Below are 3310 nucleotides of genomic sequence, written 5' to 3'. Positions count from 1 at the left end.
GGTTCAATAGAAACGCCACTCGTATTTGAAGCCGAAGTATTAGCGGGTTACGAGTATGTTTTGAATAGTTTTGGTGCGGCGGAAAATATTGGCGCGGGGACAAATCCCTACGGTATTGCTACTGGTGATTTTGACCTGGATGGCAAACCCGATCTAGCTGTAACAAACCAAGGATCTGACAACGTTTCCATCCTGTTAGGAAATGGCACGGGTGGCTTTAATCCCGCGCCTATTCCTACCTTGGCGGTGTCAAGTCCCACATCGATCGCGATCGGCAATTTTAACAACGATAATTTCCCCGACTTGGCAGTAGTGGGTAGCGGCACTGGTACCGCCCTCTCAATTTTCTTAGGAAATGGTACGGGCGGTTTTGGCAGCCCGACTCCATATCCTACAGGAGTATCCCCTATCTCGGTTGCAGTTGGGAAGTTTAACGACGACAACTTTTCAGACGTAGCAGTAGTCAATGCAAGCCCTGGCAGTACCTCTGGTACTGTAACAATTTTGCTGGCAAATAGCAGCGGCAGCGGGGCATTGAATTTCAGCACTAACTTGAGCCCGCAGTCCACTCCCGCTTTCATGACAGTGGGGGACTTTAACGGAGATACTTTTTCCGATTTAGCTGTGCCGAACAGTGTCTCTAACACCATTTCTGTTTTTTTAGCGAATGGCACGGGCGGATTTGGTGCAGCTACTAATTTGGGGGCTGGGCAAAATCCAAATTCGATCGCTAATGGGGACTTTAACGGAGACAATTTCCTCGACTTAGCCGTAGTTAACACCGGCTCTAACAATGTGTCAATTCTATTGGGAAATGGCACGGGCAGCTTTGGGGCGGTCACTAATTTTAGCGCGGGGACAGGGCTGCAAGGCATTGTTGCAAATGACTTTAGCGGAGACGGCAAACTTGACTTAGCAGTAGGAGGCACCAACGGCGCTGCAATTTTAGTAGGCAATGGCAGTGGCGGTTTTAGTGCACCCATTAACTTTGCTGCGGGGACAGATCCAAACTCCATTATTGCCGGCAACTTTAATGCTGACACTCTCCCGGATTTGGCCGTAGCGAACAACGGTTCAGATAACGTTTCGGTACTACTAAATACACCCAATACAGTTAATTTCGGGGCTGCAACTTACAGCGGTACAGAAGGAACAACAGACACAGTAGTTAATATCCCCATCACCATCAGCGGTGGCACACCTTTGGGCGATGTTGTGGTACCAATTGTCATCGACCCCAGCAGCAGTGCCACCCAAAATTCCGACTACACCATTTCTCCTACAACTGTTATATTCCCCGCCGGCACTACTACTCTGACTGAGAATGTTGCAGTTACTATCAAACCCGACAACATAGTTGAGAACGCCGAAACCGCAATCCTCAACTTTGGCACAATCACCGGTGGCGTTGCCGGTACAACCAAACAAACAACATTAACTATTGCAGCAAACGGTACTGTTTCTTATGCCATAGCCGCCGGTACTGTAAGCATTCCTGAAGGCAATACCGGCACAAAGCCTCTGACTTTCACTGCGACTCGGAGTGGCAACACAGGCGGGGCAAGTAGCGTCAATTATACGATCGCCGGAACAGCTACAAACGTCAGCGATTACAACAACATCGGTGGCACTTCAGGCGCAACTGCTGTTACTGGCACAATTAATTTTGCCGCCGATGAAACATCCAAAACCATTACTCTCGATGTATTAGGCGACACCCTAGTTGAACCCGACGAAACCATTGCCGTTACCCTGTCAAATCCCACCAGCCCAGGCGTAACCCCGACAATTACCACTGCTACCGCTACCACAACTATTACTAATGATGACAAAGCTGGCTTTACTGTTAACCCAATATCGGGATTAACTACAAGTGAAGCTGGTGGCAAGGCAGAATTTACAGTCAAACTCAACGCTCAACCTACTGCTGACGTTACCATCGGTTTGAGGAGTGACAATGTTGAAGAAGGAACAGTTTCAACTAATAGCTTAACTTTCACTCCTGCTAACTACAATCAACCGCAACCAATAACAATCAGTGGTGTTGACGATTTGGTAACTGTAGCTGATGGCCCTATACCTTACAAAATTGTCACGGCTGCTGCTGTGAGTACCGATGTTAATTACAATAACCTCGATCCTGATGATGTCACCGTCACCAACAGTGACAATGAAACTCCGGGAATTACGGTGAATCCGACGGTGGGATTAACTACGGGCGAAGATGGCACTAAGGCTAACTTTACTGTGGTTTTGAATACTAAGCCGACTGCTAATGTGACTATCGGTTTGAACAGTGACAATGTTGCAGAGGGAACAGTTTCGGTTAATAGCTTAACTTTCACTCCGGTTAACTGGGATACACCGCAGCCGGTGACAGTGACAGGGGTTAATGATAGTATTGCTGACGGCGATATTAACTACAAAATTGTCACAGCGCTTGCTGTTAGCGACGATCCGAATTATAAGCTAGATGCAGCGGATGTTAGCCTTAGCAATAAGGACAATGATACGGCTGGTATTTCTATTACTCCCACGGCAACAACTGCTACAGAAGGTGGCGCGACGGGCAGTTATGAACTCAAATTAACATCGCAGCCGATCGCTCCTGTTACCATTAACTTTAATGCCAGAAGTGAAATAAATGCGATCGCCCCTGTTATCTTTGACAGCACTAACTGGAATGTTGCCAAAACAGTCACTGTCACCGCTACCGACGATAACAAAGCCGAAGGTACGCACAGCGGGACGATCGCTCACACTGTTACGAGTACCGACACTAAGTATAGCGGCACGGCAATTCAGGATGTAAATGTAGCGATTACCGACAACGACACAGCAGGTGTCAGCATTTCTGCCACGCAAACAACTGCTACAGAAGGCGGCGCGGATGGCAATTATGGGATCAAGTTAACGTCGCAGCCTTACGCCCCTGTTACTATCACTCTCACAACAGGTAATCAGATTCAGGCGATCGCCCCTGTGAATTTCACTACCGATAATTGGAATGTCGTTCAACCCGTTACGGTGAAAGCTGTTGATGATACGGTTGTCGAAGGCGCGCACAGCGGTACTATCACTCACAGTGTGAGTGGTGGTGATGCTAAGTATAATGAGGTTGTGGTTCCAGGGGTGACAGTGGCGATCGCCGATAACGATGTAGCGCCGACGCCGACGCCAACTCCGACGCCGACGCCGACGCCAACGCCAACGCCGACAACTGGCACTCCGACGCCGACGCCAACGCCGACAACTGGTACTCCGACGCCGACGCCGACGCCGACAACTGGTACTCCGACACCCACGCCGA

At 49.1% G+C, this 3310-nt stretch carries 1 protein-coding gene; it reads left to right on the top strand.

Annotation, left to right across the window (positions count from 1 at the left end):
* Positions 1-3310 (top strand): FG-GAP-like repeat-containing protein (locus tag QUB51_RS23505; RefSeq protein ID WP_333263473.1); only part of this gene is annotated, 3310 nt, incomplete at both ends.

Source organism: Microcoleus sp. AT8-A3 (genome assembly GCF_036705675.1).
In the GTDB taxonomy this organism is placed as follows: Bacteria; Cyanobacteriota; Cyanobacteriia; order Cyanobacteriales; family Microcoleaceae; genus Microcoleus.
Note: the sequence above shows the minus strand (reverse complement) of the source record. Positions and strands in the feature narration are given on the sequence as shown.